We start from the raw sequence: 14,583 nt of genomic DNA, 5'->3' as shown, positions 1-14,583 counted from the left end.
CGTAGCGAGAAGCGGGGGCTTTGCCTTCAATCGCCGGGATGGCAGCTATGAGCCCATTGTGCGCATGCGTATTTTGTGCAGCATCAGCGCGAAGGGCGGACATCGGCCGTTCACGGCGCTCGGATCATAGGTCCCGAATGCGGAAAAGGGCCTCGATCCGCTGAGACTTGACAACGTCCATTTTCTTACGTTTTTCAATATGGGGCGAGCGGCTTCAAAGCGTCTCTCCAAGCCACTCGCCCCCTCCTTTCAGCGATCCATTTTTCTCATTCCGAACCAAGATGCTCTTCTAGGAACACAGCGACGCGGCGAACGGCTTCAGCGGATTCCGGTGTCTCGGAATGACCGTGGAAGCAGTGTTGCATGGCGTCGTGAACATCCAGAATTGCCTCGTGGCCCGCACTACGCAGGACTCCGTACATGCGTATGCCGTCGCTCATCTGAATTTCCTTAGACCCAGTCTGTACCATCGTCGGAGGGAAATCTCGCCCCTCGAAATTGTCGTACACAGTAGAGTAGCGCGGATCTTGTGCTTTCTCTTCAGTAATTCCCAGCATCGGCCAGACTGAGTCGATCAAGTGATCTACGTTAGTGCGTGGATCGTCGTACCGCAGCGTCCATGTCGAATCGCTGTTGAATGAGAAATCAGTCTGCGGGCTTTGCATTACGGCCGCACCAGGCAGCGCTCCTCCGCGATGCGACATGGCATTTGTCGCCATCGCCACCAATCCGCCGCCCGCGGAACAACCGTAAATTCCGACGTTCTCTGGTTTATAGCCACCGCCCTCTCCGGTCAGTGCATCAAAAACGGCGATCACCTGATCCCGCTGGTCCAAAATGTCCCAGTCGGGGGCTGGCATCAATTTGTAATCGACGGAGGCAATGTCGATGCCCATATGATTGGCAAGTGGTGCTGTCCGGTCAAACGTTGTTTCCGGAGTGTTTCCGTAAAAGGCACCACCATGTGCATGAATGAGTATTTTTCCCGGATGGCGGTTTTCGCTCGGACTGATAATAACCGTTCTAACACCACCTATCTCACGTTCCTCGGTCGACAAGTTGTAAGTCTTTAAAAGTTGTTTGCCGGCGGCCTCCATTGGATCGATCAATTCATCGTGCAACGACTGCCATGCACCGTAGTCCGTTGGGTCTGGATAGCCTTCCCAACTGCTGGTGAGCCAATTGGGCGTCCAGTTAACCATCACCTCACGCATCTCCGGACTAACAAAATCGGGAATATGCGTTGGAAATGTCTTGTTTCGATTTGGATCATTGGGGTCAGCGTTGAAGGTCGCAATGGAAAGAAGACGCCGTACATCTTCGTGACATGGCGCGTTCTGACTTTTCACTTCCAACTTATCGCACGCCTCTTTCAGCGCGGACAATTCTTCGTTCAAGCGCTCGACGGCAGTGGTGCCTTCCTCAGATTTCAGAATCTCGCCGACGCGAGCATAAGCGTCAGACATCAAATTCCAGTGCGATCCGTGGTCTGCTGCTTCAGAAGCGGCAACCGTAGCAAGTCCCGCCAATGCAGCTGAAGCCAGAAACGGAGATGTCCAAGTTTTCATTTGATATCCCTTTCTTTGGATCATTTCGAGTTTTCATAAGACGTGACCAATACCTTCATGCCGGGGCGCAATAGGAATTCAGGATTGGGGAATTCGGCGATGCTGTAGCCAATCCCTGTCTCCGGATCGAATTCAAACGGCGTTGAGATAAGGCGTCCGTGATGTGGAAATTCACTCCCTCCCGGCAGTTCCAGCACCAGAGTCAGGCTGCCCATTACACTGTCGTGGCTTTCGCCCGCGAGGATGCGTTCCTGATGCTTCTCGTACGTTCCCTCCACGCGAACGTGGATCGGATCCAGTTGATACAGGGTTCCGATTTCGGGCGAGTCGGCGACGACGTTTGCATTATCGCGAAACCGCGGCGCACTCATCTGGCCGTCGAACGGTGCGTGGATGAGCTGGAGATCTGAGATTGCCTTGGCCTTTTCCGCATTGAGCCTCTTTGTCTCAACGGTCGCTTCTGCGATTTTGACGCGCGCTTCAGCTTGCGCAATCTCAACTTCAGACACAGAATTGGTGCCCAACCGCTTCTTTCTGGACAGGTCAGCCTGGGCCAACTCCAGTTCAGCCACGGCCTGCTGGTGAGCCAACTCACCGATTTTGGCATCCCATTGCTTGAAGACCTGGTCGAAAGTCACCAGTAGATCACCTTCTTTGACGAATTGACCTTCAATAAAGTGGACAGTGTCGATCTGGTTTTCGGCGGCTGCCGACACATCCCAGCTTTTGGCTGGCACAACCACTCCTTCTCCTTCCGCACTGAAAACCCCCGGACCACTGCTCTGTGCGTTCACTACGGCCGCGCAAAGCAAGGTTGTGATCAGTGTGGCTTGCAAAAGCTTTCTTGCCACGGGTCTCTTTCTCCTATGTCCGTTTTTTGGTTCCTCTAATGGTTTTTACAAACGGGCGGGATGGACGAGGTGAACCATCCCGCCCATCGCTCAGTTCAGCGTGTTCTTGTAGATCACGCCGTCCTTCATGATGATTTTTAGATTTGTGTCCGGATCCTTCATGATCTCGATGTTTTCCAGAGGATTGCCATCGACCAGCAATAGGTCTGCATAGGCGCCTTCTTGAATGACGCCCAACGGGCCTTCTGGGTATGGATTCATCTGGCCGGTCAGAGCATTCAGTTCTCCGGCTGTCGAGGTAAACGACTTTAGTGTCCGGAAGTTGCCAATAGCTTCTGAGAAAAACTCGAACTCATCTAGCGCGCGATCATCATATTCGCGACCAGTATTCCATTGGGGAATATGATCTGATGCAAGAACCACTTTCAGGTCAGGGTTGTTTTTCATGACTTCCAGCAAGTTTGCCGATGCGTCCCGAATAACGCTCCACTTTGCAAAGCTTTCTGGTGGATAAGCCTTTTCAGCTTGTTCCACTGAGATTGAAAACACTGGCGAAAACGCAGTGGACAGAAACATGCCGTTTTCAATCATCGTCTTGGCCTGCTCATCGGTCAGATAGGGTGCGTGCTCAATCGACATCACGCCATTGTCGATAGCCTGCTGAAGCGCAGCAGCGGTGTGTGCATGAGACGCGACATAGGTATCCCAGCGCTCCGCCACCTCAACGACTGCTTGGACCTCTTCATCAAGAGGGCCCGAATGAAGTGGATCAAACAAACTTGTTACACCGCCTCCGGTGAACAGTTTGAGCTGTACCGCACCGCGACGGAATGCTTCACGCGCCGCGCGCAGGGTTTCCGCCCGCCCGTCAGCGATAATCGTAACATAATCTTCGTAGAAATGTTGCCGTCCGCCAGCGATATTCGGGTGGGAGTCATTCAATTCACGGAAATCGCCATGACCGGATGTTGTGGTGATCCAGTTTTCCGTGGGATAGATGCGAGGCCCCACCATGACGCCCTCGTCGATGATTAGACGCATGAAATTTGACGGACCACCCAGATCCCGTACTGTGGTAAATCCGTTCATCAGCATCCCTTCGGCACGATCTGCGGCCAACGCACCATGAGCGTAGGGATGCAGCCCGTCGCGCGATTGCGTTTGCACGGGCCCGAAGGTCGAGATATGAACGTGCATATCCAACATACCTGGCATCAGTGTGCGCCCGCCACCGTCAATAACCGTAGCATCCGGCGCGTCGATGGTCTCTGCCGAGACCTGCTTGATAAGGTTGGCCTCGACCAGAACGCTGGCATTCTCGATCCGCGCCTCGTTCATGCCGTCAAAGACATGAACATTGGTGAACAGGGTCCGTGGCGGCGCGTCGTCCTGCGCAAGAGCGGCAGAGCAGGTCAGCGACAAGGCCAGTACTGCTCTCAGGGAAGTCATTGTTTTGATCTTCATCACAACTCTTTCTCTTAACAATGGAAGGCAGGGCCGAAGCCCCGCCTCCCGAGGGATTATTGCAGAGTGTTCTTGTAGATCACGCCATCCTTCATGATGAGGTTGATGGTCTTGATGCCACGCGGACGCGGTTCTGCGTTAAACCATGAAGGGTTTCCGCCCAGAACAGTGATGTCCTCAAGCGGATTTCCATCGACAAGCAGAATGTCGGCGTATGCGCCTTCCTCGATGACACCAAGAGGTGCGGGGTAAGGGTTACTGCCACCGGTCAAGGCGGCAAGCTTGCCGCCAGTGGACGTCATTGCTTTCAGTGTTTCATAGTTGCCAAATGTATCTGCGAATATCCATTTCTCATGGTCCCGGTGGTGTCTTGCGGCCATGCCATTGGTACTCACGATGTCGATTGAGAACACAATGTTCGGCTTCACCTTTTTGATGACTTCAGCGAAGTTTTTTGTTCCCTCTTTCATCATAAGTGTTCTGGCGTACTCAAATGTTGAAGGATTGCCATAGACCGGATGGGTCAGGATGTCTTCGCTCATGACGGCTGCAATGTAAGGAGAAATGAAGGCACCTTTTTCCTTCATCAACATGGCCGTGTCTTCCTGTAGGAACTGTCCATGTTCAATCGACATGACACCCAAATCGAGCGCACGGCGAATGGCTTCATCAAGATAAAGGTGCGCTGCAACATAGGTTCCACGCGTTGCAGCTTCTTCTACTGCGGCGATAATTTCAGCGTCGGTGTATTGAGAGGCCTCAAAGGGACCTTTGTTGCTGGCAACACCACCGGCCATCATGATTTTCATATGGGTGGCGCCCGCATTAAAGTTCCTGCGAACGGCTGCTCGAACTTCATCAGGGCTGTTTGCAATGTGATATATGCCATTGCGCCAGGTGCTACTCTGCTGGGGACTTGTCTGGCTTTCAAACAAGAGATCACCGTGACCAGCGCTTTGGCTGATCATCCCGGCAGCGCTGTAGATGCGAGGTCCTTCCATTAGGCCGTTGTCGATGACACGTCGCAATCCGTCGGCCATGCCCCCCATATCACGCACTGTCGTGAAGCCATCGTAGAACCACTCCAATGCAGCAGACGAGGCATGCCCCGCCATATAGTCCCACCGGGCTATTTCCATGCCCGGACGCCCGCCGTCCATAGAAAGGTTAAAATGCGTATGGCTATCAATCATGCCCGGCATCAAGGTGCGTCCCCCGCCGTCGATGACGTTGGGCGACAGTTCGACTGTCTGCGTCCCTTCTTCGCCCTCGATGATGAAGGTGTAGCCACTGCTGCCGCTATGAATTTCTGAATACAATGGCCCACTCGGACCAGCTTGCACTTCCCATGTTCCGGTCTCTGGAATGTCTTCAGCGACCTTGTGGATCTTGTTTCCGACAACAAGAACATCCAGGTCCAGAAGACCATCGGTGTTCCCATCAAAAACTTTCACGTTTTTGAACAAGGTGACTGATGGCGCTTCCTGCTGAGCAAATGCAGTCGAGGTGGACAGCGTCAGCGTTACAAATGTCAAGGCAGCGAAAACTCTTTTGCAATATCTTGCCATGTCAAATCCCTAGTTGCGTGATCGATGTCGACTAGTTCATTTCATTTTATGAATATGACACCTTCATTTGGAAAATGCTTGACCGTATCCTAAGGTTAGAGATTTTTCGGTTAGAATTTGGTCAGGTTATTGAACTTTTTTCTGGAAAGCACGCCGTGGCGCAGGCACGAGTCCCAGTAGAGGGAGCAAATATGTTCGGGAATCGCAAAACACCAAAAGACTCTGATCTGCCATTGGTGCGGGCAACAGTACTGGCGCCGGTCGTCGCGGCGTTACGCGCGCGGGGGCAGGATGCTGATGATGTCTTCGCACATCTGAGTTTTGACGCGGCAACTATGATCGCACCTGAGCAATTTCTGTCACATGAAACCGTATATGCAGCCTTCAATGCCGCATCTGAAGCCGAAGGAGCAGATTTTTGCACTCGGGTTGGCCAGTCTGTTGATCTCAAGCGCTTCCTTCCAAAAGGGCAGGAGCTTGCAAAGGCCTATACGCTGGGTGACTTGTTCACACGTTTCACCCAGATTGTTTCGAAGGAGTCAAATGCAGTCACTCAGTCCTTAGTCGTAGAAGACGAATATGCTTACTTTGCGGCCCGACGGCATTTTCGCTCGTCAGTGTCACCTGCCCAAGCCGATGGCTTCATGATCGGGATCTGGATTTCTTTGCTGCACCGAGTGATCGATTTCCGTTGGGATCCGCGTGAGATCGTACTGCAACTGGCCAACCCTAACGTTTTGCCCAAACAGTTTTACGGGGTCACTGGCATTCCCTGCGACGATCGAGGGTTTTCGATACGCTTCCCATCCATCTGGCTGAACCATCGCCTCTCAGAGGACATGATGGAGAACAACCCCGAGTATCACCCATCAGTCATGGAACTTGCGGCCCCGCTCGATTTTTTGGCCGGGTTCGAAGACATCGTCCGGTCTCGACTGGCTGATCCGGCGTTTACAGCGGTAGAGGCCGCGCGCACGGTCGGTTTGCATCCAAATACCCTGAATGCGCGTCTGTCGGAACGTGGCGAGACAACATCCAAGGTCATTGCACGCATGAAACGAGAGAAAGCGATTGAACTGTTGGGTGTGAAATCCTGCTCGGTCACTGACACCGCTCAGCAACTCGGGTTTTCCGACCCGACTGCATTCTCACGGGCGTTCCGGAGGTGGACTGGTCAGTCCCCACAGGCTTTCAAGCGCTCTTACACGGAACCAGAAGAATGACCTTAACGATAGTCATTGCGCTCCTGTCAGCGTTCTTCCTGCTCGCGAGCTCAATCAAACTTTCGGGTTGGCAAAGGAAGATCTTCGAAACACAGCTCGCAATGTTCGAAAGCTATGGCCTCAATCGGCAGGCCATGTTCTTGGTGGGTCTCATTGAATTGTTCGGAGCCGTCACAATCTGGTTCCAACAGTCCTGGCTGGGTCCGCTCGGAGCAGCAGCACTTTTGGCAACATCCGTCGGAGCCATCTTCTGTCACCTGATATTTGACTCCTGGAAAGACGGAATCCCCGCAATGATAACCGCGGCTGTTTCTGCATCTGTGCTTTGGCACGGTTGGAGCAGCATAAGTTCGGTCTTCACGTGAACCGCAGGGTCTATTTGGTTGTCCCAAGCAGACTGTTCGGAAGGTTTTAATGCAGAAAGCTGCCGTTCATGGATGTCCATGGAAATAGCAATTAAGCGCCGGAAGCGCCAATTGACGCCATTGGGCCGGGCGGCGGGTTTGTCCGCACTACTGACAACTGACCCATACCCGGCGCCGTTACCCAACGCGGTTTCTGTCCGAGTGTGACGGTTCGGCCCTGAGACGTTTCGTACAAAACGGACTACCACGCCCCAAGCGCCTGTACAAAACGGAAGAAACGGCCTCCCGGCCACTCAATAATGCGGCGGGCGTTCGTCACCAAAGACAACGCCGCCTGATCCTTCCTGCGCCCGTTCTGCTTCGCGCTGCAACAGCATTTCAACCCGTTGGGTCAGCCGGTCGATTTCCGACTGTTGTCTGGTGACGACCGTGTTCAGCTCGTCCACGGTACGGGTCAGATGGGCGATCTCTTCTTCCAGATGCTGCATGGGGAACTCCTGTCTTGCGCTGGTCATAGCGACACAGTCGGCCCAAGGCCAGAGAAAGCGCGCCTTGCCCCGATGCGGACCATGGGATAGACCGCGCGCGGAACAAGGACACTCCCAAGGACGCCCCACATGGCCAAGCCCAAGAAACAGCCCCGCCCCAAGGCCGTCACGCCGAAAGGGTTCCGTGACTATTTCGGCGAGGAAGTCACGCAGCGCACCGAGATGCTGCGGACGATTGCGGGCGTGTATCATCGTTACGGGTTCGACGCACTTGAAAGCAGTGCGGTCGAGACCGTCGAGGCGCTGGGCAAGTTCCTGCCCGACGTGGACCGCCCGAACGAGGGCGTCTTTGCGTGGCAGGAGTTTGACGAGGGCGGCAACGGCGATTGGATGGCGCTGCGCTATGATCTGACAGCACCTTTGGCCCGGGTCTATGCCCAGCACCGCAACGATTTGCCCACGCCCTATCGCCGCTATGCGATGGGTCCGGTCTGGCGCAACGAAAAGCCGGGGCCAGGGCGGTATCGCCAATTCTATCAGTGTGATGCGGATACGGTGGGGACGGCCAGCATGGCTGCGGACGCCGAAATCTGCGCCATGCTGTCGGATACGCTGGAAACCGTGGGCATTCCACGCGGCGATTATCTGGTCCGGGTCAACAACCGCAAGGTTTTGAACGGCGTGCTCGAAGCGATGGGTTTGGGTGAAGACGCGGCAGCGCGCGACGACGTTCTGCGCACCATCGACAAATTCGACAAAGTTGGCGGGCAGGGCGTGCGCGAGTTGCTGACCAAGGGCCGGCTGGATGCCTCGGGCGCGTTCATCGACGGTGTGGGCCTGTCCGACGATCAGGCCGAGCCGGTGATCGCCTTCCTGACCTCCAAAGCCGATGATGCCGCTGGAACGCTGGCCAACCTGCGAGCGGCCGTGGGTGACAGCAAAATCGGCGCCGAAGGCATTTCGGAATTGGAACAGATCGGCGAGTTGCTGGCCGCGGGCGGCTATGGCGCTGATCGCATCCAGATCGATCCCTCGGTCGTGCGCGGTCTGGGTTATTATACCGGGCCGGTCTATGAGGCCGAACTGACCTTTGAGATCTTTGACGAGAAAGGCCGCAAGCGGCAGTTCGGGTCCGTATCGGGCGGCGGGCGCTATGACGATCTGGTGAAGCGTTTCACCGGACAGGAAGTGCCCGCGACCGGCGTTTCCATCGGTGTTGACCGCCTGCTGGCGGCCCTGCGCGAAAAGGGTCGGATCAGCGCCCAGGCCAAAGGCCCTGTGGTCGTCACCGTCATGGATCGCGACAGGATGGCCGATTATCAGGCGATGGTGGCCGAGCTGCGCAACGCGGGCATCCGGGCCGAGGTCTATCTGGGCAATCCCAAGAATTTCGGCAATCAGTTGAAATACGCGGACAAGCGCAACTCTCCGGTTGCGGTGATCGAAGGCGGGGACGAAAAGGCAAAAGGCATCGTGCAGATCAAGGACCTGATCCTTGGAACCAAAATCGCCGAAAGCGCCACGCTGGAGGAATGGAAAGAACGCCCCAGCCAGTTCGAAGTATCGCGCGCTGATCTGGTCGCGAAAGTGCGTGAAATTCTGGACAGTCAGGACTGACCCATGCCCAACCGTTCCCAGATACAGGCCCGTGCCGCGATGATGCGTGTTCGGTTCGAGGCTGCGGGCGCGCAGGTGGTGGATACGCCTCTGTTGCAACCCGCTGAAGTGTTGCTGGACCTTTATGGCGAGGATATCCGCGCCCGTGCCTACGTCACCTCGGACGCGCTGCGGGGCGAGCAGATGCTGCGCCCGGACTTCACCCTGCCTGTTGTTCAGATGCACATGCGAGACGGGGCCGAGCCTGCACGCTATACCTATTCCGGTGAGGTGTTCCGCCGTCAGGAACACGACCCGGACCGCTCGAACGAGTATATTCAGGTGGGGTATGAGGTGTTTGACCGCGAAGATCCCGCTGGTGCCGATGCCGAAGTGTTTTCGCTGATGGCGCTGCAACTGCGCGGGCTGCCCTTGCGTGCGGCAACCGGGGATATCGGTATCCTCACCGCCGCGGTCGAAGGGCTGCGTACGACCGAGCGCCGCAAGGCCGCTCTTATGCGGCACCTGTGGAGACCGCGCCGATTCCGTATCTTGCTGGATCGGTTTGCAGGTCGCAAGGCGCCCTCGGAAGGGCGAACCGCGCTGCTGGACGCTGCCGATCCGATGGCCTTTGATGCCCCTATGATCGGCAAGCGCCGCAAGGCCGAAATCGCAGCGCGCATTGAAGCCCTGCGCGAAGACCGTGATACGCCGCCGATTTCCGACAATGAGCTGGCCGGGCTGGAAACGTTGCTGAATGTGCGCGAGACCATGCCATTTGCGCTGGAACAGCTGCGCGACGTGGCGGTGGATCTGCCGCAGGTCACGCCCGCCCTGGACCGGCTGGAGGCGCGTGTGGCTGCACTGCAAGCACGTGGAGTCGATGTCGAGCGGTTGGATTTCGAGGCCGCCTATGGTCGGACATCAATGGAATATTACGATGGTTTCGTTTTTGGGTTTTACGCGGAAGGTCGGCCTGATTTGCCTCCGATCGCCACGGGCGGGCGCTATGACGCGCTGACACGGCAATTGGGCCGTGGAGACGAAATCCCGGCTGTCGGCGGCGTGTTGCGCCCCGACCTGATGCTGGAGATCGAGGAGGGTGCTGTATGAGCCTGAAACTGGGTGTGCCCTCGAAGGGCCGGTTGATGGAAAAGACCTTCTCGTGGTTCGAAAAACGCGGCATCACCTTGTCACGCAGCGGGTCGGACCGGGAATATGCGGGCAAGGTCGAAGGGATCGACGGGGTCTCTCTGATCCTGCTGTCGGCGGGGGAAATCCCGCGTGAACTGGCGGCGGGGCGGATTCATCTGGGCGTCACCGGGATCGATCTGGTGCACGAGAAACTGCCGCGCTGGGAACAGCAGGTTGAAGAGGTTTCGCAGCTTGGATTCGGCAAGGCTGATCTGATCGTCGCAATCCCGGCATGTTGGGTCGATGTCGATACGCTTGATGATCTGGACGCGGCAGCAGCCGCGTTTCGCAAAACCCATGGCCACCGGCTGCGGATTGCCACCAAGTACCACCGTCTGGTTCGGGAATTCCTGACAGAAGCGGGCGTGGCCGATTACACGCTGGTCGACAGTCAGGGCGCGACTGAAGGCACGGTGATGAATGAAACCGCTGAAGCAATTGCCGACATCACCTCGACCGGAGAGACCCTGCGCGCGAACCACCTGAAGATCCTCTCGGACGGTCTGATCCTGCAATCGCAGGCCACGCTGTGGCGTAGTCGGGTGGCCAGTTATTTGCCTGATGACAAGCGGGTGCTTGCGGAAGTAATGGACCGGGTGAGCAAAACTTAATCAGGGGCAGCGGTCACTGATTTGCTGATGTCAAAACGTTTTGACCTGCACGTCCCTTTCCATTTTTTGAACACGACATTCTTTCTCAGGTCGAATGTCATGGTGCCGGTGTTGCCGCCTCCGCAGTTCGCGCTGTCGAAGTTGAAACTGATGGATTGCTTTTTGCTGTTCCCCGAAACGCTGGCGCCGTTGATATTTTGCAGCGTTGAGGATGTGATGCCTGCAATGTTGCCGCCGGTAATTGTAACCGACACCGGGAACGGATTTTGGGACGGCACGGTCAGGCTATAGGTTCCATCCTTTGGGGCGGCGAGAACGCTTGTTCCACCTGCTACAAATACAGCCGCCAATACGATTGTTCGAAATTGTCCAATCATCATAGATTGCCCTCGTTAACTTAATAAAATCAAGTAAACATTCTATGCGATTTTGTTGGCATCCTCAAAGCATCACATTGCGGATGGTCTGGTGCCGGCCTTTATAGAACCCCGATTTCCGCCAGGGCGCGGTTCAGATCATCGGGTAGGGCATCGTCCTGCTCGCGGTTTTTCGGCAAATCGGCAGGGGTATCTTCAGGCTTGAGATAACGCCATCCCTGAAACGGGCGTTTCAGGGCGTTCTGTGTGCGGTGCAGCTTGGGGTCCAGCACAATGGCACAGCGGCGGATACCATCGTCTCCGATCACTTCATCCAGCCGCAGGATCCGTTGGCGACACTGGATTACGCCCTTGATGACCCAATAGATCGATCCGCCGTTCAGAATTTCGGCTTCGCGCTTGGGCCACATGCGGGTGACGTGGCGTGGCAGGCCATCTGCGAACCGCTGGCGATAGCTGTCCTGCCAGGCCATCAGCGTGTCGACGCTTTCCGAACCAACGGACAGTTTTATGAGGTTTACGTAATTATCCACAGCTTTCCCACAGAGTCGTCCCTAGGATCATCTTTATATTGTAGCTTGGTTCCAGATGTCATCAAGGTGTTGTGGTGCGCATGTGATTTGAGGTAGTCTGGATACCTCTTTCAGCACAGGGAATCACCAATGAGCCGCTTTGCCGCCCCCATCGCCGAGCAGATCTGGGATATGAAGTACCGCTTTAAACAGGCGGATGGCACCCCCATCGATCAAACGGTTGAAGACAGTTGGCGGCGCATCGCCCGTGATCTGGCGCGGGTGGAAAACGACCCGGGGCACTGGGAAGAGAAATTCTATGAGGCGCTGGAAGATTTCAAATACCTGCCTGCCGGGCGGATCACAGCAGGTGCCGGCACCGCGCGTCAGGTGACCCTGTTCAACTGTTTTGTCATGGGTACGGTGCCCGACAGCATGGGCGGCATTTTCGACATGCTGAAAGAGGCCGCGCTGACCATGCAGCAGGGCGGGGGGATCGGCTATGATTTCTCGACCATCCGCCCGCGTGGCGCTGACGTGAAAGGCGTCGCGGCGGATGCGTCGGGGCCGTTGAGCTTTATGGACGTCTGGGACGCCATGTGCCGCACGATCATGTCGGCGGGCTCGCGCCGGGGCGCTATGATGGCGACCATGCGCTGTGACCACCCGGACATAGAACAGTTCATCACCGCCAAATCCGACCCGGCCCGCCTGCGCATGTTCAACATGTCGGTTCTGGTGACCGATCCGTTCATGGAAGCGGTCAAGGCCGATGCCTCATGGGATCTGATCTTTGACGGCAAGGTCTATCACACGGTTCAGGCGCGTGATCTGTGGAACAAGATCATGCAGGCCACCTATGACTATGCCGAACCGGGCGTGATCTTCATCGACCGGATCAACCAGGCCAACAACCTGAGCTATGTTGAAACCATCGCGGCCACGAACCCGTGCGGCGAACAGCCATTGCCGCCCTATGGCGCCTGCCTGTTGGGTTCGATCAATCTGGCGCGTTTGGTGGTTGAACCGTTTGAGGCAAAAGCCCGTTTGAATGAAAAGGCCCTGCAAGAACTTGTCGCCACGGCTGTCCGGATGATGGACAATGTCGTTGATGTGTCAAAATTCCCACTGGCCGAACAAGAGGCTGAAGCGCAGGACAAACGCCGCATCGGGCTGGGCGTGACCGGACTGGCGGATGCGCTGTTGATGCTGGGCCTGCGTTATGGGTCCGACGAGGCGGCGCGTCAGACCGAGCGCTGGTTGCACGCGATCGCCCGCGCCGCGTATCTGGCGTCGGTCGACTTGGCCAAGGAAAAAGGGGCGTTCCCCCTGTTCGATGCCGAGAAATACCTGGCCAGCGGCACGATGCAGCAGATGGATGACGATGTCCGCGAAGCCATCCGTGAACACGGTATCCGCAACGCGCTGCTGACCTCGATCGCGCCCACTGGGACGATCTCTCTGTACGCGGGGAACGTGTCGTCGGGGATCGAGCCTGTTTTTGCCTATGCCTACACCCGCAAGGTTTTGCAGAAGGATGGCTCGCGGACCGAGGAAGAGGTGGTGGACTATGCCGTTCAGATGTGGCGCGACAAGTTCGGCGATGTCGAGCTGCCCGACTTTTTCGTGAACGCCCAGACCTTGACCCCGGCCGAGCACGTCAAGATGCAGGCCGCGGCACAGAAATGGATCGACAGCTCGATCTCGAAGACGATCAACTGCCCCGAGGACATCTCGTTCGACGCCTTCAAGGACGTGTATATGCAGGCCTGGGATCAGGGCTGCAAGGGCTGCACCACCTATCGCCCGAACGACGTGACCGGCTCGGTTCTGACCGTCTCGGAAAACGACGACAAGGTGCCGGGTGAAAGCGCGGATGCCCCGCACGAGGTGGATGGCGGCGATGTCATCTACATGTCCGAACCGCTGGATCGGCCGCAATCGCTTGAGGGTTCGACCTACAAGCTGAAATGGCCCGACAGCGAGCACGCGATCTATTTGACCATCAACGACATCGTCATCGGTGGCCGCCGCCGTCCGTTCGAGGTTTTCATCAACTCGAAGAACATGGAGCATTACGCCTGGACGCTGGCCCTGACCAGGATGATCTCGGCCGTGTTCCGGCGCGGTGGTGACGTGTCTTTCGTGGTCGAGGAACTGAAGGCCGTCTTCGACCCGCGCGGTGGGGCTTGGGTGCAGGGCAAATACATCCCCTCGATCCTGGCGGCAATCGGCGGCGTGATCGAGCAGCACATGATCGCGATCGGGTTCCTCGAAGGCGAAGGGATGGGGCTGAAATCCGACCCGCAGGCGCAGGTGGTCAACATGGACGCCCCCCGCGGCAGGGCCTGCCCGTCCTGCGGCCAGTATGACATGGTGATGATTGAGGGCTGCATGACCTGCCGCAGCTGCGGGCATTCGAAATGTGGTTGACGCTGGGGGTGGGTGCTTTGATGTGGCGTTTCACGTGACATGACCTAAACGTTTCAATAGGTCATTTTAGGCCCGTGATATGAGAAAACGGCCTCGGATTTCTTCCGGGGCCTTTCTCCTGTCTAGCGGAGTTGATGAATGGCGATAGCGCCGCTGGTACATCGTGGCTACCAAGAAGTAGAGATGAGACAGAAACCCGGAACCAAGCAGAGCCACGGCGAGAAAGTCGTAAAAGACATTCGTCGCGCGACGCGCAAACTTTACTCTGCGGAACAGAAGGTCAGGTTCGTGCTGGACGGCCTCAATGGTGAAGACAGCAAATCAGATTTGCCG

The 14,583-nt window shown here is 56.5% G+C and carries 13 protein-coding genes and 1 pseudogene; 7 read left to right on the top strand and 7 right to left on the bottom strand.

All coding sequences use genetic code 11. From position 1 onward, the window contains the following. Positions 1–266: 266 nt before the first annotated feature. The 4 genes from ACR0I0_RS07475 to ACR0I0_RS07460 all read right to left on the bottom strand — a co-directional run bounded on the left by ACR0I0_RS07475 (position 267) and on the right by ACR0I0_RS07460 (position 5,451). Entirely contained in the window at positions 267–1,568 is a 1,302-nt protein-coding gene (locus tag ACR0I0_RS07475) for an alpha/beta hydrolase (protein ID WP_209835359.1), read from the bottom strand. A gap of 20 nt (positions 1,569–1,588) precedes the next feature. Then, positions 1,589–2,419 carry an efflux RND transporter periplasmic adaptor subunit gene (locus ACR0I0_RS07470; RefSeq protein ID WP_171723869.1) on the bottom strand — a complete coding sequence of 277 codons (831 nt, stop codon included), beginning with the start codon at positions 2,417–2,419 and terminating at the stop codon, positions 1,589–1,591. 90 nt (positions 2,420–2,509) lie between these two features. After that, complete coding sequence (locus ACR0I0_RS07465) at positions 2,510–3,868, bottom strand: amidohydrolase family protein (protein WP_171637059.1); 1,359 nt, start codon at positions 3,866–3,868, stop codon at positions 2,510–2,512. A 71-nt stretch (positions 3,869–3,939) separates the two neighbouring features. Further along, the gene (locus ACR0I0_RS07460) at positions 3,940–5,451 is read right to left on the bottom strand and encodes a metal-dependent hydrolase family protein (protein WP_480490806.1); all 1,512 of its coding nucleotides are present in this window, start codon (positions 5,449–5,451) and stop codon (positions 3,940–3,942) included. 74 nt (positions 5,452–5,525) lie between these two features. On the opposite strand from ACR0I0_RS07460, the gene ACR0I0_RS07455 reads away from it, so the two are divergent. Further along, positions 5,526–6,674, top strand: coding sequence for a helix-turn-helix domain-containing protein (locus ACR0I0_RS07455; protein WP_480490804.1), 1,149 nt, complete (start codon positions 5,526–5,528; stop codon positions 6,672–6,674). After that, complete coding sequence (locus ACR0I0_RS07450; RefSeq protein WP_480490803.1) at positions 6,671–7,039, top strand: DoxX family protein; 369 nt, start codon at positions 6,671–6,673, stop codon at positions 7,037–7,039. The genes ACR0I0_RS07455 and ACR0I0_RS07450 overlap by 4 nt, the downstream gene beginning before the upstream one ends. Before the next feature lie 293 nt (positions 7,040–7,332). Here ACR0I0_RS07450 and ACR0I0_RS07445 read toward each other — a convergent pair whose 3' ends face one another. Then, on the bottom strand, positions 7,333–7,527 hold the full coding sequence (locus tag ACR0I0_RS07445; RefSeq protein WP_152460143.1) for a SlyX family protein: 195 nt from the start codon (positions 7,525–7,527) through the stop codon (positions 7,333–7,335). Positions 7,528–7,656: 129 nt separating this feature from the next. On the opposite strand from ACR0I0_RS07445, the gene hisS reads away from it, so the two are divergent. The 3 genes from hisS to hisG are packed head-to-tail and all read left to right on the top strand — an operon-like array spanning position 7,657 to position 10,928. After that, positions 7,657–9,144: a histidine--tRNA ligase gene (gene hisS, locus ACR0I0_RS07440; protein ID WP_171723864.1), complete on the top strand. Its 1,488-nt coding sequence runs from the start codon at positions 7,657–7,659 to the stop codon at positions 9,142–9,144. 3 nt (positions 9,145–9,147) lie between these two features. Continuing rightward, positions 9,148–10,236: an ATP phosphoribosyltransferase regulatory subunit gene (locus ACR0I0_RS07435; RefSeq protein WP_480488438.1), complete on the top strand. Its 1,089-nt coding sequence runs from the start codon at positions 9,148–9,150 to the stop codon at positions 10,234–10,236. Next, positions 10,233–10,928: an ATP phosphoribosyltransferase gene (gene hisG, locus ACR0I0_RS07430; protein ID WP_171637052.1), complete on the top strand. Its 696-nt coding sequence runs from the start codon at positions 10,233–10,235 to the stop codon at positions 10,926–10,928. Before ACR0I0_RS07435 ends, hisG begins: the two co-directional genes overlap by 4 nt. Here hisG and ACR0I0_RS07425 read toward each other — a convergent pair. Continuing rightward, the gene (locus tag ACR0I0_RS07425) at positions 10,925–11,308 is read right to left on the bottom strand and encodes a hypothetical protein (protein WP_480490800.1); all 384 of its coding nucleotides are present in this window, start codon (positions 11,306–11,308) and stop codon (positions 10,925–10,927) included. The two genes, hisG and ACR0I0_RS07425, sit on opposite strands and share 4 nt — an antisense overlap. Positions 11,309–11,406: 98 nt before the next feature. Beyond that, positions 11,407–11,838 (bottom strand): DUF1489 family protein, encoded by a 432-nt coding sequence (locus tag ACR0I0_RS07420; protein WP_171119093.1) that lies wholly within the window; start codon positions 11,836–11,838, stop codon positions 11,407–11,409. A gap of 129 nt (positions 11,839–11,967) precedes the next feature. On the opposite strand from ACR0I0_RS07420, the gene ACR0I0_RS07415 reads away from it, so the two are divergent. Both ACR0I0_RS07415 and ACR0I0_RS07410 read left to right on the top strand, forming a co-directional pair. Next, positions 11,968–14,250: an adenosylcobalamin-dependent ribonucleoside-diphosphate reductase gene (locus ACR0I0_RS07415; protein WP_480490799.1), complete on the top strand. Its 2,283-nt coding sequence runs from the start codon at positions 11,968–11,970 to the stop codon at positions 14,248–14,250. A gap of 183 nt (positions 14,251–14,433) precedes the next feature. Beyond that, a pseudogene (locus ACR0I0_RS07410) lies at positions 14,434–14,580 on the top strand (IS3 family transposase); the annotation flags it as partial. Between the last annotated feature and the right edge of the window lie 3 nt (positions 14,581–14,583).

This window comes from Ruegeria sp. AG6, from assembly GCF_056541565.1.
The sequence above is the reverse complement of the archived record's forward strand: the minus strand, read 5'-3'. Positions and strand labels throughout refer to the sequence as shown.

Bases quoted from the DNA above. Each gene is read 5' to 3' on its own strand.
- ACR0I0_RS07475 (WP_209835359.1), bottom strand. From the start codon at position 1,568: ATGAAAACTTGGACATCTCCGTTTCTGGCTTCAGCTGCATTGGCGGGA.
- ACR0I0_RS07465 (WP_171637059.1), bottom strand. From the start codon at position 3,868: ATGACTTCCCTGAGAGCAGTACTGGCCTTGTCGCTGACCTGCTCTGCC.
- ACR0I0_RS07460 (WP_480490806.1), bottom strand. From the start codon at position 5,451: ATGGCAAGATATTGCAAAAGAGTTTTCGCTGCCTTGACATTTGTAACG.
- ACR0I0_RS07455 (WP_480490804.1), top strand. From the start codon at position 5,526: ATGCTTGACCGTATCCTAAGGTTAGAGATTTTTCGGTTAGAATTTGGT.
- ACR0I0_RS07450 (WP_480490803.1), top strand. From the start codon at position 6,671: ATGACCTTAACGATAGTCATTGCGCTCCTGTCAGCGTTCTTCCTGCTC.
- ACR0I0_RS07445 (WP_152460143.1), bottom strand. From the start codon at position 7,527: ATGCAGCATCTGGAAGAAGAGATCGCCCATCTGACCCGTACCGTGGAC.
- hisS (WP_171723864.1), top strand. From the start codon at position 7,657: ATGGCCAAGCCCAAGAAACAGCCCCGCCCCAAGGCCGTCACGCCGAAA.
- ACR0I0_RS07435 (WP_480488438.1), top strand. From the start codon at position 9,148: ATGCCCAACCGTTCCCAGATACAGGCCCGTGCCGCGATGATGCGTGTT.
- hisG (WP_171637052.1), top strand. From the start codon at position 10,233: ATGAGCCTGAAACTGGGTGTGCCCTCGAAGGGCCGGTTGATGGAAAAG.
- ACR0I0_RS07425 (WP_480490800.1), bottom strand. From the start codon at position 11,308: ATGATGATTGGACAATTTCGAACAATCGTATTGGCGGCTGTATTTGTA.
- ACR0I0_RS07415 (WP_480490799.1), top strand. From the start codon at position 11,968: ATGAGCCGCTTTGCCGCCCCCATCGCCGAGCAGATCTGGGATATGAAG.